Annotated in this window: 16 protein-coding genes and 1 tRNA gene; 6 read left to right on the top strand and 11 right to left on the bottom strand. The window is 68.6% G+C overall.

Annotation, left to right across the window (positions count from 1 at the left end; all coding sequences use genetic code 11):
• Positions 1-20: 20 nt before the first annotated feature.
• Entirely contained in the window at positions 21-1373 is a 1353-nt protein-coding gene (locus tag ACH46_RS07060) for a hypothetical protein (protein WP_062392287.1), read from the bottom strand.
• A 34-nt stretch (positions 1374-1407) separates the two neighbouring features.
• On the opposite strand from ACH46_RS07060, the gene ACH46_RS07055 reads away from it, so the two are divergent.
• Complete coding sequence (locus ACH46_RS07055; protein WP_082399883.1) at positions 1408-1872, top strand: GNAT family N-acetyltransferase; 465 nt, start codon at positions 1408-1410, stop codon at positions 1870-1872.
• Between the two features lie 72 nt (positions 1873-1944).
• Here ACH46_RS07055 and ACH46_RS07050 read toward each other — a convergent pair.
• From ACH46_RS07050 to ACH46_RS07035, 4 genes are all read right to left on the bottom strand, one after another.
• Positions 1945-2017 (bottom strand) — tRNA-Arg (locus ACH46_RS07050).
• A gap of 102 nt (positions 2018-2119) precedes the next feature.
• Positions 2120-4714 (bottom strand): AAA family ATPase, encoded by a 2595-nt coding sequence (locus ACH46_RS07045; protein WP_062392286.1) that lies wholly within the window; start codon positions 4712-4714, stop codon positions 2120-2122.
• Entirely contained in the window at positions 4711-6003 is a 1293-nt protein-coding gene (locus ACH46_RS07040) for a metallophosphoesterase family protein (RefSeq protein WP_062392285.1), read from the bottom strand. Before ACH46_RS07040 ends, ACH46_RS07045 begins: the two co-directional genes overlap by 4 nt.
• A gap of 102 nt (positions 6004-6105) precedes the next feature.
• Positions 6106-7590 carry a DHA2 family efflux MFS transporter permease subunit gene (locus ACH46_RS07035; RefSeq protein WP_082399468.1) on the bottom strand — a complete coding sequence of 495 codons (1485 nt, stop codon included), beginning with the start codon at positions 7588-7590 and terminating at the stop codon, positions 6106-6108.
• A gap of 317 nt (positions 7591-7907) precedes the next feature.
• Between ACH46_RS07035 and ACH46_RS07030 the strand changes: the two genes are divergently transcribed.
• The 3 genes from ACH46_RS07030 to ACH46_RS07020 all read left to right on the top strand — a co-directional run bounded on the left by ACH46_RS07030 (position 7908) and on the right by ACH46_RS07020 (position 16564).
• Positions 7908-8720 (top strand): hypothetical protein, encoded by an 813-nt coding sequence (locus ACH46_RS07030; RefSeq protein ID WP_193392952.1) that lies wholly within the window; start codon positions 7908-7910, stop codon positions 8718-8720.
• Positions 8717-12520, top strand: a complete 3804-nt coding sequence (locus ACH46_RS07025) for an ABC transporter ATP-binding protein (protein ID WP_062392283.1) — start codon at positions 8717-8719, stop codon at positions 12518-12520. The genes ACH46_RS07030 and ACH46_RS07025 overlap by 4 nt, the downstream gene beginning before the upstream one ends.
• 288 nt (positions 12521-12808) lie before the next feature.
• The gene (locus ACH46_RS07020) at positions 12809-16564 is read left to right on the top strand and encodes a multifunctional oxoglutarate decarboxylase/oxoglutarate dehydrogenase thiamine pyrophosphate-binding subunit/dihydrolipoyllysine-residue succinyltransferase subunit (RefSeq protein ID WP_062392282.1); all 3756 of its coding nucleotides are present in this window, start codon (positions 12809-12811) and stop codon (positions 16562-16564) included.
• Positions 16565-16687: 123 nt separating this feature from the next.
• On the opposite strand, the gene ACH46_RS07015 is transcribed toward ACH46_RS07020, so the two are convergent.
• The 4 genes from ACH46_RS07015 to ACH46_RS07000 all read right to left on the bottom strand — a co-directional run bounded on the left by ACH46_RS07015 (position 16688) and on the right by ACH46_RS07000 (position 19634).
• On the bottom strand, positions 16688-17338 hold the full coding sequence (locus ACH46_RS07015) for a class F sortase (protein ID WP_062392281.1): 651 nt from the start codon (positions 17336-17338) through the stop codon (positions 16688-16690).
• Positions 17338-17607, bottom strand: a complete 270-nt coding sequence (locus ACH46_RS21255) for a hypothetical protein (protein WP_062392280.1) — start codon at positions 17605-17607, stop codon at positions 17338-17340. The genes ACH46_RS07015 and ACH46_RS21255 overlap by 1 nt, the downstream gene beginning before the upstream one ends.
• A gap of 35 nt (positions 17608-17642) precedes the next feature.
• Entirely contained in the window at positions 17643-18722 is a 1080-nt protein-coding gene (locus tag ACH46_RS07005) for a glycosyltransferase family 2 protein (RefSeq protein WP_062392279.1), read from the bottom strand.
• Between the two features lie 306 nt (positions 18723-19028).
• On the bottom strand, positions 19029-19634 hold the full coding sequence (locus ACH46_RS07000) for a TetR/AcrR family transcriptional regulator (protein WP_062392278.1): 606 nt from the start codon (positions 19632-19634) through the stop codon (positions 19029-19031).
• Between the two features lie 78 nt (positions 19635-19712).
• Here ACH46_RS07000 and ACH46_RS06995 point away from each other — a divergent pair, with 78 nt between their 5' ends.
• Together ACH46_RS06995 and ACH46_RS06990 are read left to right on the top strand one after the other, a co-directional pair.
• Entirely contained in the window at positions 19713-21245 is a 1533-nt protein-coding gene (locus ACH46_RS06995) for a flavin-containing monooxygenase (RefSeq protein WP_062392277.1), read from the top strand.
• A gap of 41 nt (positions 21246-21286) precedes the next feature.
• Complete coding sequence (locus ACH46_RS06990) at positions 21287-22117, top strand: SDR family NAD(P)-dependent oxidoreductase (protein ID WP_062392276.1); 831 nt, start codon at positions 21287-21289, stop codon at positions 22115-22117.
• A 92-nt stretch (positions 22118-22209) separates the two neighbouring features.
• Here ACH46_RS06990 and ACH46_RS06985 read toward each other — a convergent pair whose 3' ends face one another.
• Positions 22210-23103: a glycine betaine ABC transporter substrate-binding protein gene (locus tag ACH46_RS06985; protein WP_226995791.1), complete on the bottom strand. Its 894-nt coding sequence runs from the start codon at positions 23101-23103 to the stop codon at positions 22210-22212.
• A gap of 23 nt (positions 23104-23126) precedes the next feature.
• Complete coding sequence (locus tag ACH46_RS06980) at positions 23127-23741, bottom strand: MarC family protein (RefSeq protein WP_062392275.1); 615 nt, start codon at positions 23739-23741, stop codon at positions 23127-23129.
• Between the last annotated feature and the right edge of the window lie 49 nt (positions 23742-23790).

Genomic DNA, 23790 nt, shown 5'->3' with positions numbered 1-23790 from the left:
GCCGAGGCAGGGAACGCCGATCACGGAATGCCGACGAACTCCGTCGCCAGTTCATCCCGACCGTCCCGCCCCCAGCACCACGCGAGGGCACCGTCGCCCACCGACCACACGCCCATCACCTTCCCGCCTCGACGGCAGGTCGTCGGTGCCCGGTCGACTTCGCCGGACACCGGATCCACCCGTATCGATTCCCGGCCGCCGACCACCCAGATCCGCGCCCCGACGGGGGCGACGATCGGCAGGTTCGCGAGCTGATCGGACTGCGCCGCATCACTGCCTGCGAGCGAGATCTCTGTCGTGGACCGAGTTCTGATGTTCCGAACGAACAACGCGTTCGCCCGATACGACGAGTAGCCGATGACCGTGTCGCCGATCCCCTTCACCACGAACGGATGTCCTTCGCCCGTGGCCTCCCGCGGGATGCCGAACTGATCGAGCAGCGATCCGGACGCATCACGGATCGACACCTCGTCGTCGACGGCACCGCTCTCGTAACCGAAGGTCAGGCGGCCGTCGGAGCCGGGGACGTCGTACGGTTCGCCCGAACGCAAGTCCTCGCTGGTGAGTTCCGTGCCGAGGACCTCACCGTCGGACGCGGCGAGCGTGATCACGACCGAGTCCAGCACCAGGTCGATGGCACCACCCGCGGTTCCCGCCGACCTCAGCTCGGCGACACCGCCACCTGCGAGTTCGCTGTAGTCGAAGCGCCACGCGGGCTCTCCGCGGCGGCTGTCATAGGCGGTCAGCACACCGTTCTCCGCGATGGCGAAGCCTCCCGGGAACGTGAGGACACTGACGTTCACCGACACCGAGCCGATCCGATACGGGGAATCCGCGGTCTGCGTCGATCGAGGCACTGCGCGTATCAGGTCGGTGTGCCACGGATTCGCATAGAGAACGGTCAGCGGTGCCACCGTGGACGCCCACACGACCGCCGTCACCGCGGCGACGACAGCCCCCGCCCTCCCCGGCCGGAACGCAGCCCACCTCGGGCTGAGCAGGAGCAACGCCAGCCCCGCCGCGATCCCCGCGGCGCAGCTGAGAATCACCGAACCGTACTCGTCGTAGAACCGCAGGAGCGCCCGCTGCCCGTGTTGACGCCACCCGAGTACGACGACGAGGATCATCGCCACGCCGAAACCGCCGGTCAGCACCGCGAACGCTCGCGAACCACGCGGTCGAACCCGAGTCCGCACTCTCGCCGACCCGACGACCACCAGCTCACCGATCCCGACCAACACGGCGAAGACCGCCACCCAGCGTGGAGCGTCGTCGATCTGCGCCGGCCGCGACGAGGTGATGATCGCCGCGATCCCGAAGATCACGGCGAACAATGCGGACACTGTGCCCACGATCACCCGCTGCGTCTTCACGACTGTCCACTCTATGGTGGGCGACAATCGTGGCATGACCACCCCGCCGCCCCCACCCGTGCCGGTCGACGACCGATTCGAGTTCTTCGACGACCGCGCCCGCCTCGACTACGACGCCGTCGTCGAATTCCTGACGCATCACGTCTACTGGGGCAAGTGGCGCAGTCGCGCCGACATCCGGAACGCGATCGACGGATCCTGGCGCGTCGTCGGAGCGATCGACACCGCCACCGGCGACCTCGTCGCGTTCGCCCGCGCGATCTCCGACGGTGTCACGGTCGCCTATTTGGCCGACGTCTTCGTGGTTCCGTCGGCGCGCGGTCACTCGCTCGGCAAGAAGCTCGTCGACGAGATGATCGAACGCGGTCCCGGAGTCCACTTCCGCTGGCTGCTGCACACCGACGACGCACACGGTCTATACCGTCAGTTCGGCTTCGTCGACCCCGATGAGACAGTGCTGGAGCGACGACGGATTCGGCCGATTCCGCCGCGGCCCTGACGATCGGGCACGCAGGTGGCACGGAAACCGAAAGCCGCAGGCCAGAATTCCTCTGAACTGCGGTTTTCTCGGTGCCCCCCGTAGGATTCGAACCTACGACCTTCTGCTCCGGAGGCAGACGCTCTATCCCCTGAGCTAGGGGGGCTCATTGGGCGAAAGCAACATTAGCGCATGCCTTGCGACGGCCCCAACATTGGGGCTGGTGTCGCCCGTCGAGCACGTGATGCTCGGAGTCCGGGCCGACTCCTCAGACCGCAATCAGCTTCGCGCCCGCGACCTCGTTGTAACGGTCGGGTGTGCAGGTCAGGACGATGATCTGGGCGTCACCACCGGAAGTGCCGAGCACCTGGGCCATCGAGGTCAGACGCCCCGGATCGGTGTACCCGAGCGCGTCGTCGAGGATCAGCGGGACGCCGTCGGCACTGTCGATGAGGGTCGCGCATGCCAGGCGCGCCAGCAGGCCGACCTGCTCCTTGGCACCTGCAGACAATGCGTCGATGTCGACCGTCACTCCCCCGAGCGTGCGGGTGGCGATGACGAACTCGTCGGTCACGTGGAAGCGAACGTCCTCGCCGAAGACCGGTGCGGCCAACTCCTCCAGGCGCCTGGTGAACGGGTCGACGTACCGGGCGCGACTCTCGTTCCGCTTCTGCTGCAACGTCTCGTGGAGGACCCGTGCACCTGCCGCACGTGCGGAGACACGCTTCAACTGGGCCTGTGCGGCATCGTTCTCGGCGATCGCCTCGGACAGCTCGTCCAGGCGGCCGTCGGCACGACAGACGTCGAGCTTGGTGACGAACTCGGTGCGCAGGCGGCGCTGCTCTGTCAGCTGCTTCCGTGTCCGCTCGAGCGACGACTCGACGTGCGACAGTGTGTTCTGCAGGCCCGCCAGGTCGAGCTGGTCGAGTCGTTGGGTTCGCTTCACCAAGACGGCACGAGCCTCATCGAGAGCAGTCGCCGCGTCGATCACTCGCGCCGCCAGCGATTCGTCGTCGATCTCGCCTTCGGACGCGGCGAGTTCGGCGTCGAGCGCGGCGACCTCGTCGACGATGCGCGCGCCCGACTCCTCCAATGCGTCGGCGCGGCCGCTCTGCTCGCGCGCCTCCGACAACTTCGCGTCGCGCGTGCGCTCGGCTCGCGCGATGAGGTCGGACAAGTCGCGCTCCGCCTGCCGCAGGGGCGCGGGGTCGTCGACTTCGACGACGGGGCCGTCGGGGACCCGATCGACGAGGTCGAGCCGTTGGCGCTCCAGGTCCTCGGGACGCGACCCGGCGAGTTCCCGCTGCAGATCGCGCTCCAACTCGTTCACCCGTCGCAGCGCATCCGCACGACGATTCGCCGCAGGGGCGACGTCGGCGAGGCTCGGCACGCCACACCGTCGCAGCAGTTCCGTCTCGCGGCTGCGTACCCCGGCCAGCTCCGTCGCCAGCGAGGCTGTGTCGGCGCCGGGCCGGATTTCGATTCGAGCCACGCCGGGAACCTCGACGACCGACAGTTCGGACGCCGCGACCTCGAGCCGATCGTCGACATCAGTCCCGTCGACAAGCACGTCGCCGTCGCCCAGACGGGTCACCGCCACTCGCGCGGAGGCGGCGTCGAGCCGGGCGGTCAGCGTCGTGATGTCACGATCCAACGCCGTGGCCTCGCGCACGTCGTCGCCGGTCACCGAGACCGCGGCGGCGGCCTCCCGGGCCTCCGCGAGTTCGCGCTGCAGACGTGCGACTTCGGCGAGCGTCGCCGTCAACCTCGTCAGTCGCCCGCGATCCGCGGCGACGACGACGGCGGTTTCTGCGACGCCGAGATCCTCGCGCAGTCGGCCCAGCTTCGCCGACGACGTCTCGATCTCCGCGGCGAGTGCGGCGGCCGCGTCGGTCGCGGCAGCGGCGAGGCGTCGTGCCTCGGCGATGCGCGCGGTGGTCTGGTCCGCGGACGCCGCCATCGTCGCGCGGCGTTCACGGCACCGGGTTCGCTCGTTGGCCGCGTCGACGGCGACCCGATGCGCCATCTGCTTGGTCTCGACCACCGCGCGCGCCGCTTTGACCTGCTCCCCCACCCCGTCGGCCTCGGCGACGGCGGCGCTCGCGGTCGCCAGCTCGACGGCGCCGTCGCGCTCCTCCGCCAGCAACTGCTTGATCGCTTCCGCGACCCGCGGCAACCTGTCGGCCGCCTCCTGCACGCCGGCGAGGATCGCCTCGCGTTCGGCGACGGCCGCCGCAGCCTTGCGCGCAGCGTCCGTCGCCTGCGCCAACTCACCGGTCGGCCGTCCCTGGTTCAGGGTGTAGTACTTCGTGTACTCGGCGGTCACCGCAGCGACGAGGTCCTGAGTCTGCGGCGACTCCCCGCCGTCGGACTCCGCCTCGCCCGCCGCACGGTCGAGTGCCTGGGACAACGCAGCGCTGTTCGCGAGATCGCCGAGCGCGGGATCGGTGGACTGCAGCAACCGGAGCGCACCGAACAGCGTCTTGTCGAGCGACTCCGCCAGGATCGCCTCGACGCGCTCGTGCGCCTCGCGACCGACGAGCTGCTCGCGGACGGGCTCGACGATGGTGAGGGTGGTCTCCGGCTGGCGGTTGAAGCGCTTCGCGTACTCGAAGCGCCATGCGCCGCAGGAGATGTCGGCCCATACGTCGGTCCCGACGTCGCGCCCCGACGGCTGGATGCCGCGCACGTGCTTCGACTTGCTGCTGGACTGCGTCGTCAACAGGAGGTCGAAGGCCTCCATCATCGACGACTTGCCCGCCTCGTTGTCGCCCTCGATGACGGTGACGCCGGTGTCCGCGAACTCGATCTCCCGGGCCTCGACGCCGCGGAAGTTCGCGACGCGCAGTCGGTGCAGCCTCATCGCGCGGCTCCCGACAGTCGGTACAGCAGTCCCAGCGCGGAGCGTGCGGCTTCGGCGTCGGCCTCGTCGACGGTCGACGCGGCCCGCGCGGCGAGTTCTTCGGCGGCAAGCGCGGCGTACCCCTGGAGGTCGAGGGCGGTGACGTCGGACGGGTCGGAGACCACGGTCAGGTCGTGGTGTCGTTCCCAGATGGTGAGCGCTGCGAAGCGGTCGCCGAACTCCTCCAACAGGTCGGACAGCATCACGTTCTCGGCGACGCTGACGGTGCCGGTCAGCGAGAGCTGCACCACGGTCCGCGACTTGTCGCCGATCTCCGTCAGCAGGCCGCGGAGCCGTTCGATGTCGTCGGCACCGTCGACGTCCTCGCGGATCGTGCGGAACGCCCACTGCCCCACCCGGTGTCGGGTCACGTCGATCGACGACTGCGCACCGCGGGTCAGCGTGACCTCCAGGACGTGCCCGGGCGCGGTCTCGACGTGATCGAACGCCGTCACCTCGGGGGCGCCGGAGTACCAGATGCGCCCCGAGTCGCCGACCGAGGTGACCGAATGCCGATCGCCGAGGGCCACGTAGTCGACGAGCTGCGAGGCGACGGCGACATCGAGGGTCGCCGCACGGACGATCGACGGATCGGAGTTGGGGCTCAGCGAGTCGACGCCGCCGTGTCCGACGACGATCCGGATGTCGTCGGACGGTGCGAGCTTCGCCAGTTGGTCGTTGACCAGATCGGTGAGCGGCCGCTTGGTGGTCCACGGGGCGGCGACCAGGCTGACACCGTCGCGCACCGGTACGACGCCCGCCTCCGTGAGGACGTGGACGTTGGCCGGACACGCGTCCTTGAACTCCTTGGAGGAGTAGACGCTCGTGGCGTCGAGCGGGTCGTGGTTGCCGGGCAGCAGGTACACGGGCACCGGGTAGTCGCCCAGCGCGTCGAGGGTCCGCCGGATGATGCGGGTGGAGACGCGCGGGTCGTCGAAGACGTCGCCGCAGACGACGACGAACTCGGCTCCGGTCTCCTTCGCGAGGGTGCCGATCCGCACGACCGCGTCTTCACGAGCGGCGTTGTAGGTGTGCTGAGCCTCGCCGGCGAGGAAGTGCCGGGTCATCCCCAGCTGCCAGTCCGCGGTGTGCAGAAACGTGACGGCGGGTGCCGTCCCCGCGTCGGCGGGCGGCTGCGCGGCCGCCGATGTGGGAACGGAGAACAGCGCGAGCGGCTCGAGGTCGAACAGCGGCTCGGTGACACATGCGGTGCCGTCGAGTGCCGAATCGTCGTAGGCCGGTCTGGTCACGCCGTGCTCCAATCTCCCAGTGGTCAACTCGTCTCTGGCGATGGTACGAGTCACCTCTGACAAAACCGGGCAAGCGCCCCTCGCGCGCCGTCGGCGACCGGCTTACGCAGTGGCGTCGGCCTGGGCTCCTTCCGGTTCGACCGAGGTCCTCCCCGTCCGATGGTCGACGAGGAACAGCGTCGCGGCCGCACCGATGAACAGGATCGCGGCACCGAGATAGATCGACTCGCCCATCGCTCGGGCGAAGGGTTCGCGCACCGCCTCGGGCAGCTGGGCGACGGCACCGCCGTGACCGCTGGTGTCGACGCCCGGCAGATGCGCCGACAGTCGCGACATCATCAGGGCGCCGATGCCTGCGGCGCCGACGACGGAACCGATGACGCGGGTGGTGTTGTAGACGCCTGCGCCGGCGCCGGCCTGGTGCCACGGCAGATTGCGGGTCGCGGTCGCGGCGAGCGGCGCCCACACGGCGGCGCTCGCGACGCCCATCAGCATCGTCGGCAGCAGGAGGTGCCACACCGGCGTCTCGGGCCGGAAGATGAATCCGGCCCAGACGCTGGCGGTCGCGTATCCGAAGAGGCCGAGCGCCACCACGCTGCGCGGGTGGACGCGGTCGAGGATGCGTCCGACGATCGGCGCGAGGACACCGGTGATGACCGCCATCGGCACCATCACCAGGGCCGAGCGGAGCGGAGTCATGCCGCCGACCAGCTGGAGGAAGAACATGATCGGGATCATCGAGCCCGACACAGCGAAGCCCATCGACGCGATGCCGAGGTTGGAGACGCTGAAGTTGCGGTCGCGGAACAGCGACAGGGGAACCAGCGGCTCCACCTTGCCCTTGCCCTCCCACACCAGGAACAGGCCCATCACGATGACGCCGACACCGATGAGGCCCCAGATCCAGCCGGCCCAGTCGTACGACTCGCCCTCTTGAATCCCGAAGACGAGCGCCGAGAGACCGACGGCCGAGAGCGCCACGCCGACCCAGTCGAAGCGGTGGTCGTGCGTCTCGACGTCGGGCACCAGCATCGCCGCGAGGACCAGGCCGACGAGGCCGACCGGCAGATTGACGAAGAAGATCCACTCCCAGCCGAAAGAGTCGGTCAGGATGCCGCCGAGCAGCGGGCCGACCAGGGTGGCGACGCCGGCGACGGTGCCCCAGACGCCCATCGCGGCACCGCGCCGCTCCGGCGGGAAGATGCGCGTGATGAGCGCCATCGTCTGCGGGGTGATCAGGGCCGCACCGAGCCCCTGCACGCCGCGGGCGATGATCAGCGCGGTGATGGTGTCCGACAGGCCGCACCACACGCTGGCGGCGGTGAAGATCAGCAGACCGGCCTGGTAGACCTTCTTCGGCCCGATCTTGTCGCCGAGCCGACCCGCGATCAGCAGCGGGACCGCATAGGTGAGCAGGTAGGCGCTGGTGACCCAGACGATCTGGTTGACGTCGGCGTCGAGCGCCTGCATGATCTGCGGCTGCGCCACCGCGACGATCGACATGTCGACCAGGATCATGAAGAAGCCGACGCACAGCGCCATCAACGCGGCCCATGGCCGATCGGTGACGGACTTGAAGGCCGGCATCTGCGGAGTTGCGGTCACTGAACTCGCCTTTCGCGTGATGAACCGGCCAAGGCTAGCACCGATCACCGACCGGCGACGACCCCCGTTTCGAGTACGCCGACCAGCGAAAACGTCGTGTGACGGACGTGACACCCGGAGCGGAATATCTCCGGCACACAATGGCTTGTACGAAGGTGGTTCACCGCGTCCGCGCGGGTCCCGAGCCGCCGAGGTCATGTTGCTCGCCACCGCACGATGTCGGTGGTCGCGCATACAGTTGTGACATCGCCTGACTGCGCCTCGCAACCGCGAGTCGGAGCGAACGAGGGAGGACCGACATGCGTAAATCGAAGCGCGACGCTGCCCGGAAGGACGTCGTCTACGACCCCAGCGGCAGCGCACTGCCCGCCGCGGCGACCGAGGATGCACTCACCCAGGACCAGCGCAAGGCGGGCAAGGGCACCCTTGCGGTCCTGGGCGCACTGGTCGACAAGGCGCAGCGCCTGCAGCAGCCCGCCGTCGCCAAGTATGTGGAGCGCGTCCGCGCGAAGCACCCCGACGAGAGCCCCGAGCAGGTGATCCGTCGACTCGAGAAGCACTACCTGCGCACGGTCACCGCATCCGGTGGCGCCGTCGGCGCCACCTCCGCAGTCCCGGGCATCGGCACCGTCGCCGCGCTGGGCGCCATCACCGCCGAGAGCGCTCTCTTCATCGAGGCGTCCGCACTGCTCGCCTTGGCGATCGCCGAGGTCCACGGGATCTCCCCCGCCGACGCCGAACGCCGCAAGACCCTGGTTCTCGCCGTCGCGCTGGGCGACGAGGGCACCACGATCGTCGGCAAGGCGATCGGCGCCAAGAGCCGGGACGCCATGGCCAAGCTCGACGTGCCGGGACTCCCGAAGATCAACCTCAAGACCATCAACCGGACCCTCGGCAACCGTTTCGTCCGCAAGTTCACCTTGGGCAAGGCGCCCGTGGTGATGGGCAAGCTGATCCCGGGCGGCATCGGCGCGGTGATCGGCGGCGTCGGCAACCGGGCGCTCGGCTCACTGGTCCTCCGGAACGCCCGCGAGGCGTTCGGTCCCCCGCCGCGCTTCTGGGATCTCGACGGTGAGGTCGTCGGTCTGCGCAGTGCCATCGAGGCGGGTTGACCGACCGTCCACCGACTGCGACACCGGCGGCCGACGGCTGGATCCGTCGGCTCGTCGCCGAGTGTTGGAGGCACCGCCGCCTGGCGATCGTGATGACAGTCGCGACGCTGGGCGCGGTGGCCGTCGACATCGTCGCCCCGCTGCTGACCAAAGCCGCGATCGACACCGCCACCGGCCACGGATCCGGTCGATTCGGCCTGCCCGCGCTGATCGGTGCTCTGCTGGTCGGCGCCGTGATCCGATACGCCGGGCAGTTCGGGCGCCGGATGACGGCCGGCCGCATGGCGATCACCGTGCAGGACACCCTCCGACGTCGACTCCTGGACACCCTCCACCACGTGGACGGCCCCTCCCGGGACACCATCCGCACGGGCCAGGTGGTGTCGCGCTCGATCTCGGACCTGCAGATCGTCCAATCTCTCCTCGCGATGGCCCCGCTGTCCCTCGGCGGCGCCGTGCAGGTGGTGCTGTCGCTGACGGTCATGGCCTGGTTGTCGCCGCTGCTCACCCTGGTCGCGGTGGCGGTGGTCCCGCTGATCGCGGTGATCGTCTACCGCAGCAGACGACGTCTGTTCGCCGCGACGTGGGCGGCGCAGCAGTCGGCCGCCGAAGTGGCGGGCCACGTCGAGGAGACGGTGACCGGGGTGCGGGTGGTGAAGGGCTTCGGTCAGGAACGGCGCGCCACCGACGAGCTCGCGGCCCTCGGCGACACCCTGTACCGGTTCAAGCTGCGCGCAGCGAAGATCAGCTCCCGCTTCATGCCGACCATGGGTGCGGTCCCCCAACTCGGCATGGTCGCCGTGATCGGTCTCGGCGGCTACCTCGTGTACCTCGGCGAGATCACCCCGGGCACCTTCCTCGCGTTCTCCACCTACCTGGCGACGATGTCGGGCCTGGCTCGGATCCTCACCAACCTCGTGGTGAACGCCCAGCTCGCCGCGTCGGCCGTCACCCGCGTGTACGAGGTCATCGACCATCCTCGCGACGATGCGTTCGCCAACACCGAGACCGCCCCGGACGGTCCGCTCGGGCTGAGCTTCAACGGCGTCTCGGTCCGGTACGACGACCGCACCGTCCTGGCCGACCTGGACCTGACGATCCGACCCGGCGAGTGCGTCGCCGTGGTCGGCGGCCCGGGCTCGGGCAAATCGACTCTCGCCGAACTCGTGACCGGCGCGTACCGCCCCGATGCGGGCACCATCGCCCTGATCGGCGCCGACGGGGCGCGCGCCGACCTCGCGACCGTGTCGACCGACAGCCTGTACGACGCGGTCTCCTTCGCCTTCGACGAGCCGTTCCTCTACTCCACGACCATCGCCGCCAACATCGCGCTCGGCGCCGATGAGGCCCCGGCCCATGCCGACGAGTCGATCGTCGCCGCAGCCCGTGCGGCGGCGGCCGACTTCGCGGCCGACCTCCCCGACGGCTACGACACCGGCGTGGGCGAACGCGGCCTCACCCTGTCCGGCGGTCAACGCCAGCGGGTGGCTCTGGCTCGGGCGCTCCATCGCGGCAGCCGCGTCCTGGTCCTCGACGACGCGACCTCCGCCGTCGACGCCGCGACCGAGGCCCGGATCTTCGCGCACTTCCGGTCGCTGGGCACCACGATGCTGGTCCTGGCCCACCGCGACTCCACCCTCGCCATCGCCGATCGCGTCGCCGTCCTCGACCACGGAGCCGTCGCCGACATCGGTACCGTCGCCGAACTGTCACGACGCAGCTCGCTGTTCCGGCGCCTGATGTCCGCCACCGACACCGCAGACCAGCGCGCGGCGGCCGCGGCGAGCGTCCAGCAGCAGTCTTCGATCACCGTCGACGACCTGTGGCCCGGCGGCGTCGACGGCGAAGCGCCGAGAGCTCGTCTGCAGACTGCCGCTCCCGCCCGCATGCACGGCGGCCGCTCCGGCGCCCTCGGCTCCCTGCCCGCCACCGACGAGATCCGCGCCGCCGTCGACGCCCTGCCCCCGGCCGACGAACCGCCGCACGTCGACGTCGACGCCGCCCGCAGGCACCGACCGTCGTTCAGCCTCCGACAGATCCTCCGCCCCGTGCGCCTGCTGCTGGCCGCGGTGGTGGGGACGATCGCCGTCGAGACGCTGATCGGCCTGGTGTTCCCGACTCTCGCGCGCACCGTGCTCGACGCCGCCGGTCGCGCCGACGCGACGATCATCGGCCTCGCGACCGTCGCGGGCGTCGCACTGGTCGCGGTGACCTGGGTGACCGGAGCCGTCAACGTCGTCACCTCTGCGCGCGCCGGCGAACGCGTCCTGTACGCCCTCCGGATCCGCAGCTACGCCCACCTGCAGCGACTCGGTCTGGACTACTACGAGCGCGAACTGTCGGGTCGCATCATGACGCGCATGACCACCGACGTCGACGCCCTGTCGGGGTTCGTGCAGAACGGCCTGTCGACGGCGGTGATCGCCGTACTCACCCTGTTCGGCGTGTCCGGCGCCCTGCTGGCGACCGATTGGGAACTGGCGCTCGTCATCGCCCCGGTCATTCCGATCCTGCTCGTCGCGACCGTGATCTTCCGTCGCTACTCGTCCCGCGCGTACACCCGCACTCGCGAACTGGTGTCGGCTGTGAACGCCGATTTCCAGGAGAACATCGCCGGTCTGGCCACCACTCGCGCGTACCGGCACATCCCGGTGGCACAGGCCGAGTTCGGCCGCCGCAGCGACGCCTGGGTGGAGGCGCGGATGGACTCCCAGCGGGCCATCTCGCTGTACTTCCCGTTCATCACCTTCTGCTCCGAGGCCGCGACCGCCGTGGTCCTGGGCGTCGGCGCCCACCAGGTGACCTCCGGATCACTGTCGTCCGGCACTCTGATCGCCTTCGTCCTGTACCTGGCGATGCTGTTCGGTCCGGTGCAGCAACTCACCACGGTGTTCGACGCGTACCAGCAGGCAGCGGTGGGACTGCGCCGAATCCGCGACCTGCTGCTGACCCCGAGTTCGCTGGTCGACGCACCGCAGGCCGACACCGCTCCGTCGGCCGAGGTGCTCGCAGCTCCCGCCTTCCGCGGCGACGTCCGCCTCGACGCCGTCGACTTCCGCTACTCCGGCGCCGACCGCCCGGCCCTCACAGACGTCGACCTGACGATCCCCGCGGGCACATCACTCGCCCTCGTCGGCACCACCGGTGCGGGCAAGTCGACCATCGTGAAGCTCCTCGCCCGGTTCTACGATCCGACGCACGGCACCGTACGCATGGACGGCACCGACCTCCGCGAACTCGACCTCCCCCGCTATCGCAGCCGCCTCGGCGTGGTCCCGCAGGAACCCCACCTGTTCGCCGGAACCGTGGCGGACAACATCGCCTACGGTCGTCCCGACGCCCATCGCGAGCAGATCGCCGAGGCCGCGCGTCGTGTCGGCGCGGCGAGCATGATCGCGGCACTGCCCGGCGGCATGGAGTTCGGCATCGCCGAACGAGGCCGCGGCCTCTCCGCCGGTCAACGCCAGCTGATCGCCCTCGCCCGGGCCGAACTCGTCGAACCGGACCTCATCCTGCTCGACGAGGCCACCGCGACGCTCGACCAGGCGACCGAGGCACAGGTCCTCGCGGCGGGCGAAGCTCTCGCGCATCGTCGGACCAGCGTCATCGTGGCGCACCGGCTGGCGACGGCCGCCCGCGCCGACGTGATCGCCGTCGTCGACGATGGTCGAATCGTCGAACTCGGCACCCACGACGAACTCTTCGCCGCCCGCGGACCATACCGGCGACTGTGGGATGCCGGGGTCTCCCCGGACGCCTGCGACGACCGCGCACCGACCGATCCGGTCGGCATCCGATGACCGCAGACCGCGATTGATAGGTGAACACACTCAATCCGTACGCAGCGCCTATCAGCAGACAGACGCCGAACTTGCCAAACCCGACATATCCACCGCAATTCGTTCGTCCCATTGCGTGATTTTGACCACTACCCGCATACTGCCCTGGTCGGTGTCGCGCAGTTCGCACGGGCCGTGACGCTGCCGCGTACCATCGACTGTTGGCAGGTCGGCGACGGTTCACGAGATCAAGCGCCCGCCTGCCGAGCGATCGAAAAACACCTGGGTGAATTGAGGCGAGACAACGCTGTGAGCAGTTCGATATCCGAATCTGACTTCGGACAAAACGAATGGCTGGTCGAGGAGATGTACCAGCGATTCCAGACCAACCCTGAATCAGTCGATCCGAGCTGGCACGAGCTTCTCAAGAACTACCGTCCCAGCACGACTGCCGCAGCCCCCGCGAACGGTGCGACGCCGCCCGCGGCGCCCGCACCCGCAGCGACGCCTCCCGCCGCCCCCGCGGCTCCGGCTCCGGCTCCGGCCGCGCGTGTCGCACCGAAGCAGGCCGTGACGCTCGACACCGAGCCCGCCAAGAAGGCCGCCGCCCCCGCTCGGACGCCGGCCCCCGCCCGCGAGTCCGCCGCCACCAAGGCCGCGTCCGGCACGTCGATGGCCGCGTCGACCGCGAAGCCCGCCGACGCCGACGCCGTCGACACGAACCGCGTCCTGCGCGGCCCGGCCGCAGCGATCGTCCGCAACATGAACGCTTCGCTGGAGGTGCCGACCGCGACGAGCGTCCGCGCCATCCCGGCGAAGCTGATGATCGACAACCGCGTCGTCATCAACAACCACCTCGCCCGCACCCGCGGCGGCAAGGTGAGCTTCACCCACATCCTCGGCTACGCGATCGTCCAGGCGCTCAAGGCGTTCCCGAGCATGAACAACCACTTCGCCATCGTCGACGGCAAGCCGAACGTGGTGAGCCCCGCGCACACCAACCTCGGTCTCGCGATCGACCTGCCGGGCAAGAACGGCAACCGCACGCTCGTCGTCGCCGCCATCAAGGGCTGCGAGGCGATGAACTTCGGCGAGTTCGTGGCCGCCTACGAGGACATCGTCCGCCGCGCGCGCAACGGCAAGCTCGGCGCCGACGACTTCGCAGGCGTCACCATCTCGCTGACCAACCCGGGCACCATCGGCACCGTCCACTCGGTCCCCCGCTTGATGCAGGGTCAGGGCACCATCATCGGTGCAGGCGCCATGGAGTACCCCGCCGAGTTCCAGGGCGCCAGCGACGAGCAGATCGCCGCCATGGGCGTCGGCAAGCTGATGACGCTGACGTCGACCTACGACCACCGCATCATCCAGGGTGCGGAGTCGGGCGACTTCCTGCGCACCATTCACAACCTGATCATCAGCGACGACTTCTGGGACGAACTGTTCACGTCGCTGCGGATCCCGTACGAGCCGGTCCGCTGGCGTCGCGACATCCCCGCGGGCCTGGTCGACAAGAACACCCGCGTCCTCGAGCTGATCGCCGCGTACCGCAGCCGCGGTCACCTGATGGCCGACACCGACCCGCTGATGATGGACGCCGCCGCCAAGGCCGCTCACCCCGACCTGGACGTCCTCACCTACGGCCTCACCCTGTGGGACCTGGACCGCTCGTTCAAGGTCGGCGGCTTCCACGGCCAGCGCGACATGAAGTTGCGCGACGTCCTGTCGATCCTGCGCGACGCCTACTGCCGTCACGTCGGCGTCGAGTACACGCACATCCTGGATCCCGAGCAGCAGCGCTGGCTCCAGGAGCGCGTGGAGATCAAGCACGTCAAGCCGCCGGTGGCCGAGCAGAAGTACATCCTGAGCAAGCTCAACGCCGCCGAGGCCTTCGAGACCTTCCTCGCCACCAAGTACGTCGGTCAGAAGCGCTTCTCCCTCGAGGGCGCGGAAGCCGTCATCCCGATGATGGACGCCGTCCTGGATCAGAGCGCCGAGCACGAGCTCGACGAGGTCGTCATCGGCATGCCGCACCGCGGTCGCCTGAACGTCCTGACGAACATCGTCGGCAAGCCCTACTCGAAGGTCTTCAGCGAGTTCGAGGGCAACCTCGGTCCCGCCGAGTCCCACGGCTCGGGCGACGTGAAGTACCACCTCGGCGCCGAGGGCAAGTACTACCAGATGTTCGGCGACAACGAGATCACCGTCTCGCTGACCGCCAACCCCAGCCACCTGGAGGCCGTCGACCCGGTCCTGGAGGGCATCGTCCGCGCCAAGCAGGACGGCATGAGCGAGGACAAGAAGTTCGGCGTCCTCCCGCTGATGCTGCACGGTGACGCGGCGTTCGCCGGCCAGGGCATCGTGGCCGAGGTCCTCAACATGTCGATGCTGCCCGGCTACCGCACCGGCGGCACCGTGCACATCGTCGTGAACAACCAGATCGGCTTCACCACCGCGCCCGAGCACTCCCGCTCCACGCAGTACTGCACCGACATCGCCAAGATGATCAGTGCGCCGGTCTTCCACGTGAACGGCGACGACCCCGAGGCCTGCGTCTGGGCCGCCAAGCTGGCCGTCGACTACCGCGAGGCGTTCAACCGCGACGTGGTCATCGACCTGGTCTGCTACCGCCGCCTGGGCCACAACGAGGGCGACGACCCGTCGATGACCCAGCCGGCCATGTACGACGTCATCAACAACCTCCGCAGCGTCCGCAAGAGCTACACCGAAGCCCTCATCGGCCGCGGTGACATCTCGACCAAGGAGGCCGAGGACGCCCTCCGCGACTACCAGGGTCAGCTGGAGCGCGTGTTCGTCGAGGTCAAGGAACTCGAGCGTCACACGCCCGAGGCGTCGCCGTCGGTGGAGGGCGACCAGACGCTGGTCACCAAGCTCGTCACCGCCGTCGACCAGGAGCGCCTGCAGCAGATCGGCGACGCCTTCGGCAACGTGCCGGAGGGCTTCACCGCGCACCCGCGCGTGAAGCCGGTCATCAAGCGTCGCCACGAGATGCCCACCAAGGGCAACGTCGACTGGTCGTTCGCCGAGATGATGGCCTTCGGTTCGCTGGTCCAGGAGGGCCGCACCGTCCGCCTGTCGGGTCAGGACGCCCGCCGCGGCACGTTCACGCAGCGTCACTCGGTCCTCATCGACCGGGAGAACGGCAGCGAGTACACCCCGCTGAACCACCTGCCCGACGCGACCGGCCGATTCCTGGTCTACGACTCCCCGCTGTCGGAGTACGGCGTCCTCGGCTTCGAGTACGGCTACGCCGTCGCCGACCCCGACGCCCTGGTCATGTGGGAGGCGCAGTTCGGCGACTTCGTCAACGGCGCCCAGTCGGTCATCGACGAGTTCATCAGTTCCGGCGAGGCCAAGTGGGGTCAGCGCAGCGACGTGGTCCTGCTCCTGCCGCACGGTCACGAGGGTCAGGGACCCGACCACACCTCGGGACGCATCGAGCGCTTCCTGCAGCTGTGTGCCGAGGGTTCGATGACCGTCGCGCTGCCGTCGACCCCGGCGAGCTACTTCCATCTGCTGCGTCGCCACGTGCACGACGGCATCAGCCGCCCGCTCGTGGTCTTCACCCCGAAGTCGATGCTCCGCAACAAGGCCGCCGTCTCGCCGGTCGAGGAGTTCACCGAGGGCAAGTTCCTCTCGGTGATCGACGACCCCGCCTTCAAGAACGGTGGCGACCGCAATAAGGTCCAGCGCGTCCTTCTGGTCAGCGGCAAGCTGTACTACGAGCTGGCCGCCCGCAAGGAGAAGGACGGCCGCGACGACGTCGCCATCGTCCGCGTCGAGCAGCTGTACCCGGTCCCCTACCGCCGCCTGGCACGCACCCTCGAGGCGTACCCGAACGCGAAGGACTTCCGCTGGGTCCAGGAGGAGCCCGCCAACCAGGGTCCGTGGCCGTTCCTCGGCCTCTGGCTCCCGGAGATGCTGCCCGAGCTGCTGGCCGGTCTGCGGCGCGTCTCGCGCCGCGCGATGTCCGCTCCGTCGTCCGGTTCCAGCAAGGTGCACGCGGTGGAGCAGCAGGAGATCGTCGACGAGGCGTTCAACTGACGTCGCCCCGCGCGTGACGCTCCGGCGCACGACCTGAGAAGGCCCGCCCCATCGGATTCCGATGGGGCGGGCCTTCTTTTCGTCGTCGAGGTCGCCGCGGCCGGCTTCGGTTCGGGCGTCCGGTCAGGCGGGGCTGAGCACCGCGACGTAGTTCTTGCCCCACGCCCCGTCCGGGGTCTGCAGGCAGGTGACGAGGACGACGCGACCGCCCAGCTGCTGTCCCGGCGTCCCCCACACCTGCGTCAGATACGGGAGGTCCGCCTTCGCCGGCGTGTACACGGCGGTCACACGATAAGCGCGCTCGCCGGCGCCCGCGGTCTCGAAGCGGACGGTCTGACCGACGAAGGCGTCACCGCGCGGGTACAGATCGTTGAAGACAGTATCGATCGAGGCGCCCGCGTGACCGGCGAGCACCGTCGGCCGGTCACCTCCGCTGCCGAGCGCGGCGTAGTCCGAGCACCAGAACACGTCGCCGACTCGGGAGTCGTACGGAGGCTCGATGACGTCGGTGCACGCCGACGGCATCACCGAGACGGGAGCGTCCATCGCACGGACGCCGTCCTGCGGACCCACCTTGATCCGCACCGGCGCGGAGGCTCGGTCCGCGGCCGCCGTCGCCACAGCGGGCTCGACCTCCGAACCGTCTGCACGCGGCGACCCGCCGATGGCCATGAGGGCACCGGCCAGCCCGGCGATCAACGCGACGACCGCCACGGTCGTCAGCACGCCGAGCGGCAGCCGCCGGGCTCGGTAGCACGGTCCGTCGTCGGCCATCACGCACCTCCGACGAGCGCCAGATACTCGTCGTCGGACGGTGCGAGGAGCTTCGGAGTCCGATACCGGAATCCCGGCATCGGCAGGGTGCGTGCGAGCGCACCGGCCGCGCCGAAGAGAGTGAATGCGGCGAGCAGGATGAAGACGGCGCCGAGGGCGGCGGCGGTCCATCCGTCGACCGTCGTGGCGAGCGCGCCGATGGATGCGGTCGCGCCGACTCCGGTCTGGGCGAGCGGTCCGACTGCGCTGACTGGGGAGGCGATTGCCATGGTCAAGACTCCTGACTTGTGTAGTGCGGAGCGCGTCACCAGGACGCGCGGGTGTGCAGCGCCGATGCTGCGATGGCTTTAAGTTGAACGCCTTGGAGGAAGATGTCGTACGGCATCTCGACGACGATGAGGAACCCGATCAGACCCTGCCGTAGGCCGCGACGCCCGACGACGGTGACGAATCGTTCGACGGCGTAGACGGCCGTGACGAGGATCCACACCCAGAAGACCGTGATCGACAGGCTCGCGACGGCCCACACGAGCGTGGCGAGGTAGGCGATCGTGACGAAGATGCCGATCTGGCCCCAGAGCTGGAGACGCCAGTAGTTGAGGGTGTATCGGGTGAGGCCGTAGTGGCGGTTGTTCTCGATGGCGCCGCGCTTCCACCGTTCGCGCTGCTTGGCCAGGTCGCCCCAGGTCTCCATGACCTCGGTCGTGAGGCCGCACTCGACGGGCGCGATGATCTTGTACCCGAGGTGGAGCAGCGCGAAGGTCAGTTCGTTGTCTTCGGTCAGCGCCTTGGTGTCGTAGACCTGGGCCCGCTCACCGCTCGCCGCCGAGTTCGGGATCAGCCCCGATTCCCGACCGGCGACGACGTGCCTGAGCGCCCGGATGGTGAAGACGGTCGCGGTCCCGGTGAGAACCAGTGATCGCCCGTTGCGCCGTTCGATGTCCCGGGCGTATCTCGCGTACTCATTGCGCTGCAGCATGCCGACGAAGCCACCGCCCTCCTTGCCGAGGAAGACGCCGCCGACCGCGTGGTAGCCCGAGTCGATCCGCTTGCGCGCGTTCTCGACGAACTCCGGTTCCAGGATCGTGTCGGCGTCCATCACCAGGATCTGGTCGGTGGTTTCGAGCACCGCGAGGTTCTCGTCGAGCCACCAGTTCAGCGCACCGGCCTTCTTGTGCGGATTCGGGGGTACATGAAGGACTTCAGCTCCGGCCGCCGCAGCGAGTTCCGGGGTGTCGTCGGTGCAGTTGTTGATCAGGACGACGATGCGGTCCGGAACCACCGTCTGGGCCGCAAGCGAGTCCAGCATCTCGATGATCTGCGGCTGCGCGTCACTCCCATGGACGTGGCCGCCCTTGTGCGCCGGGACGAGGACTGTCAGCACGTCGGCTCCCCTTCCGTTGGACCCTTGTGGATTACGGAAGACGACGCTAAAGGGAGCGGAAGGGGAAGAACATCTCTCCCCATCAGTGAAACGATGAGGCGGATACAAAACTTTTATCCACGTTTGTAACAGTTCGACGAAATGCCAGGTGAAATTGCTACCTGGCGGTTGTCGCCGCGACAGATTCATCTGAACCGATGCAAGTACCGTCGGTCACAGATGAACTGGATCACTCATCGATTCGGTGGACGGCAACCGACAGTCGTCACGCGCGGGCCGCACTGTGGCGAATGAGTTCGCGGCGCCCTACTCCCCCGCGGTGACCATGCCGACGACGCCGGCGAGCGCAGGCAGGGCCGTGACGAAGATGTCGACCAGTTGGTCCCTTGTGATGACCGGCTCGTCGAGCCACCGCACCAGCAACTCCTCGACGAAGGCGATCCACCCGGCGACGCCCATCTCGATGGCCGGCGTGCGCTCGATGCCGATCCGATCCGCTCGCGACAGGATCCGTTCGGTCATCTGCGCGCGGGTCCTGTCGGCGACCTCGCGGATGGCGTCGTCGGCACTCGCGGCACCGCGGATGACGCCGACGAAGCCGCGACCGTTGTCCGCAACGTAATCGACGTAGGCGGCCATCGACGCGGTGAGCATCGCAATCGGATCCCCCAGCTCCTCCTGCGGCTCGGTCCGATCCAGCATCTCCTGCGCCTGCTCCGTGATGACGCACAGGTGGAAGTCGGCCTTCGACTCGAAGTAGTGGAAGATGAGCCCCTTCGACACCCCCGCGGCTTCGGCCACCGCCTCCATGGTCACCGACTCCAACGGCACGGTACGGGCCATGTCGACGCCGAGGTCGATGAGCTGTCGACGTCGTGCTGCCGGACTCATGCGGGTTCTCGTCGTGGTCATGTCACCACCGTAGGGCCTTATTGACCAAAGTTCAATTAGCTATTGACTCTCGGTCAACAGACTCTTATCGTTGTCACCATGACAACGCATGATGTAGAGATCGCGATCATCGGAGCGGGCTTCTCCGGCCTCGGCGCCGCCATCAAGCTCACGCAGGAAGGCGTCGAGGACTACGTGCTCCTCGACCGCGGGCAGGACTTCGGCGGCACCTGGCGCGACAACGTGTACCCGGGCGCCGCGTGCGACGTCCCCTCGCACCTGTACTCCTACTCGTTCGCCATGAACCCCGAGTGGTCGCGCTCGTACTCGCACCAGCCGGAGATCCACCGGTACATCAACAAGGTGGCCGACGAGCACGGCATCGGCGAGAAGTCGCTGTTCGGCTCCGACGTCACCCACGCCGAGTGGAACGAGGACCTCGGCCGCTGGGAGATCGACTACACCCGCGACGGCGAGGCGCACAGCCTGACCGCACGCACCCTGGTCGGCGGCGTCGGCCCGCTCTGCGAGCCCAACCTCCCCGACATCGAGGGCATCGAGGGCTTCCAGGGCAAGATGGTCCACACCGCCCGCTGGGATGAGGGCTACGACTTCGCGGGCAAGCGCGTCGCGGTGATCGGCACCGGCGCCTCCGCCATCCAGGTGGTCCCGCAGCTCGGCAGGGTCGTCGGCCACATGGACGTCTACCAGCGCACCGCTCCGTGGATCATCCCCCGCAACGAGCGCCCCTACCTGGGCCTGGAGAACTGGGCGTTCAAGAACATCCCCGGTTTCCAGTCGGCGATCCGCGGCGGCATCTACTCGTTCAACGAGATCGTCGCCGCAGGCATGACCTACGCCCCGAAGGCGCTCAAGCCGGTCGAGATCCTCTCGCGCGGCAACATCTTCAAGGGCATCCGTGATCCGAAGCTGCGCGAGGCCGTCACCCCGAAGTTCGCGGTGGGCTGCAAGCGCATCCTGAAGTCCAACGAGTGGTACCCGACCCTCGACCAGGACAACGTGGAACTGGTGACCGACGGCATCGCCCGCGTGACCGAGACCGGCATCGTCACCAAGGACGGCACCGAGCGCGACGTCGACGTCATCGTCATCGCCACTGGTTTCCACGTCACCGACTCCCCCGTCTTCGACACGATCGTCGGCGTCGGCGGCAAGAGCCTGTCGGAGGTCTGGGCGGTCGACGGCATGCAGGCCTACAAGGGCTCGTTCATCCACGGCTTCCCGAACCTGATGCTGCTCATCGGCCCGTCGACCGGCCTCGGCCACACCTCCATGGTCTACATGATCGAGTCCCAGCTGAACTACCTCGTCGACTACGTCCGCAAGACCCGGTCGCGCGGCATCGTCCGCGTCGACGTCAAGAAGTCGGTGCAGGACGCGTTCAACCGCAGCCTTCAGGACAACCTCAAAAAGAGCGTGTGGGTCAACGGCGGCTGCGCCTCGTGGTACAAGGACGAGCACGGCAACATCACCGTCCTGTGGCCCGGCTTCACCTTCAACTTCCGCAACCAGACACGGTCGTTCGACGTCGCCGCGTACGACGTGAAGACGGCCGACGAGTTCGTCGCCCCGGCCGACGAGGCCGACGAGCCCGCCGCCGCTGACGCCTGATCCTCACCACTGCACCACCCGAACACTCCAGGAGATAAGACATGAAGGACTTCAACAACAAGGTCATCGTCATCACCGGCGCCGGTTCCGGCATGGGTCGCGACCTGGCCATCAAACTCGGCAAGCGCGGCGCGAAGATCGCCATCTCCGATGTGAACCCCGACGGCCTCGCCGAGACCGAGCGCCTCGTCGCCGCGACCGGCGCCCAGGTCCACAGCCAGCTGCTGAACGTCGCCGAGCGCGAGGCCGTGCTCGAGTACGCCGACACCGTCGCCGAGCACTTCGGCACCGTCAACGCGATCTTCAACAACGCGGGCATCGCGCACCACGGCGAGGTCGAGACGATGGAGTTCAAGGACATCGAGCGTGTCATGGACATCGACTACTGGGGCGTCGTCAACGGAACCAAGGCGTTCCTGCCGTACCTGATCGCGTCGGGCGACGGCCACGTCGTCAACACCTCGTCGCTGTTCGGCCTCCTCGCCGAGCCGGGGCAGGCGGCGTACAACTCGGCCAAGTTCGCGGTCCGCGGCTTCACGGAGGCGCTGAACCAGGAGATGATCATCGCGAAGCACCCGGTCAAGGTGACCTGCGTGCATCCGGGCGGCATCAAGACCGCGATCGCCCGCAACGCCACCACCTCCGGTGACCACGATCAGGCCAAGAGCGCCGAGCTGTTCGACAAGTACCTGGCGAACACCAGCTCGGAGAAGGCCGCCGACATCATCATCAAGGCCGTGGAACGCGACCGCGCCCGCGTACTGGTGGGCCTCGACGCCAAGGTGCTGGACCTGAGCGTCCGCCTCGTCGCCTCGGGCTACCAGAGCATCAGCGCCCGCCTCGCCGGCTGGGCGTTCTCGAAGACCAAGTAGCACCCGCCGCACCGCTCCGTGCCGTGTTCCGTGCCCCGATTCGGGGGGCGCGGGACACGGCACGCGTGTCTCTGCGACTCATCCAACACGGCCTAACCGCCGCTGGTGCTGAGCCACTCGTTCGCGACGGCGGTCGGATCGGCGCCGCCGTCGACCTTCTGCGCCATCGCGGCGAGATCGGCGGTCGTGAGCTCGCCGGCCACTCTGCTGAGCGCTTTCATCTGCGACTTCCCCACGCGCCCGGCACGGAACACGGGCACCAGGTCCTGCGACCTCGGTCCGGTGTCCGCGGACCGCACTGCGGTGACGTCGTCGTGTCCAGCCAGCGCCGTCGCGGCTTCGAGGCCGGTGAGGGTTCCGAGCTGCGTCCCCGAGGCGACGCGTCGCACCACCTCTGCCGCCGTCAGTCCCTCCGTCACCGGTCCCACCCGGCACGCGGCGAACGCGGTTCTGTCGTCGTCGGTCAGGGTTCCGGTGGTGACCAGGGGCATGCCGGGCGGCAGCGCGCCGCATCCGGCGAGGTCGGTGACGTGCCGTTCGTCGACGAGCCGCTGCGACAGGACCAGCTGTCGACGATTGTCGACCGCGGCCGGATCGCCGATCGTCACGTCCTGCGGGAGCGCCCGGTTGACGGCGTCCTCGACGTCTGCGGCCGACGTCGCCTCCGGCTTCGGCGTCAATGTCGTCAGCAGCTCGCCGGTGAACGCCGGGAAGAGGTCGAGGTCGCCCTGCGCGGTCTCGTCGAGCAGGCGACGGTCGCCCTCCGGCTTCGGCTGCACCTCGATCCGCACGCCCGTGCGCTGGAGGGCTCCGGCGTACACCGCGGCTGCGACCCGCATCGTCGCACTGCCGTCGCTACCGACGCGGAACGGGTCGGCAGCGTCGGATCCGCAGGCGGTCAGCAGGGTCGCGGCGAGGCCGACGGTCGCGAGCAGTGCGGCGCCGCGGCGGACCGGACGGTGCGAGGACATGGATCGGAAGGGCATCGGCGTCAACGGTAGTCGAGTGGTCACGCGGTGGCCGCGAAGCCGATCACCGACGTCGCGATCAGCTCGACGGCGATCGCCGCGAGCAGCAGACCGGCGATCTTGGCCAGCAGCGTGATGCCCGAGACCTTGAGCACGTTGATGATGTTGGTGGAGAACAACAGGGCCAACGTCACGACGATGTGGGCCACCAGGATCCCGGCGGCGATGGCGAGGTATCCGCCGATCTCCCCGTGCACCTGGCTGACTGCGACGATCACCGCGGCGATCGCACCGGGCCCGGCGAGCAACGGGGTGCCCAGCGGGACCAGCGCGACGTTGACGTCCTCGTCGGCCTCCTGCTTCTGCCCCGAGGTCCCCATCAGCAGTTGCAGCGCGACGAGCAGGAGCAGCAGACCGCCCGCTCCCTGCAGTGCAGGAATGCCGATGTGCAGGTACGCCAGGATCGCCCGGCCGCCGATCGCGAAGATGCTGATCACGAAGAGCGAGACCAGCGGCGCCTGCCACGCGGCCTTCCGGCGGTACTCCGGTGAGCGCTTCCCGACCAGGGACAGGAACACCGGGATCTGGCCGGGCGGGTCCATGATGACGATCAACGTGATCGCTGTCGTCGTGAACACAGCAATGTCGAAATACACGCACTGAGTGTAAGCAGCGCGGCTACCCGACCGATAAGGTCGACCTGTG

It is taken from the genome of Gordonia phthalatica (assembly GCF_001305675.1).
Lineage (GTDB): Bacteria > Actinomycetota > Actinomycetes > Mycobacteriales > Mycobacteriaceae > Gordonia > Gordonia phthalatica.
Note: the sequence above shows the minus strand (reverse complement) of the source record. Positions and strands in the feature narration are given on the sequence as shown.

Bases quoted from the DNA above. Each gene is read 5' to 3' on its own strand.
- ACH46_RS07055 (WP_082399883.1), top strand. From the start codon at position 1,408: ATGACCACCCCGCCGCCCCCACCCGTGCCGGTCGACGACCGATTCGAG.
- ACH46_RS07045 (WP_062392286.1), bottom strand. From the start codon at position 4,714: ATGAGGCTGCACCGACTGCGCGTCGCGAACTTCCGCGGCGTCGAGGCC.
- ACH46_RS07035 (WP_082399468.1), bottom strand. From the start codon at position 7,590: ATGCCGGCCTTCAAGTCCGTCACCGATCGGCCATGGGCCGCGTTGATG.
- ACH46_RS07030 (WP_193392952.1), top strand. From the start codon at position 7,908: ATGCGTAAATCGAAGCGCGACGCTGCCCGGAAGGACGTCGTCTACGAC.
- ACH46_RS07015 (WP_062392281.1), bottom strand. From the start codon at position 17,338: ATGGCCGACGACGGACCGTGCTACCGAGCCCGGCGGCTGCCGCTCGGC.
- ACH46_RS21255 (WP_062392280.1), bottom strand. From the start codon at position 17,607: ATGGCAATCGCCTCCCCAGTCAGCGCAGTCGGACCGCTCGCCCAGACC.
- ACH46_RS07000 (WP_062392278.1), bottom strand. From the start codon at position 19,634: ATGACCACGACGAGAACCCGCATGAGTCCGGCAGCACGACGTCGACAG.
- ACH46_RS06995 (WP_062392277.1), top strand. From the start codon at position 19,713: ATGACAACGCATGATGTAGAGATCGCGATCATCGGAGCGGGCTTCTCC.
- ACH46_RS06990 (WP_062392276.1), top strand. From the start codon at position 21,287: ATGAAGGACTTCAACAACAAGGTCATCGTCATCACCGGCGCCGGTTCC.
- ACH46_RS06985 (WP_226995791.1), bottom strand. From the start codon at position 23,103: ATGCCCTTCCGATCCATGTCCTCGCACCGTCCGGTCCGCCGCGGCGCC.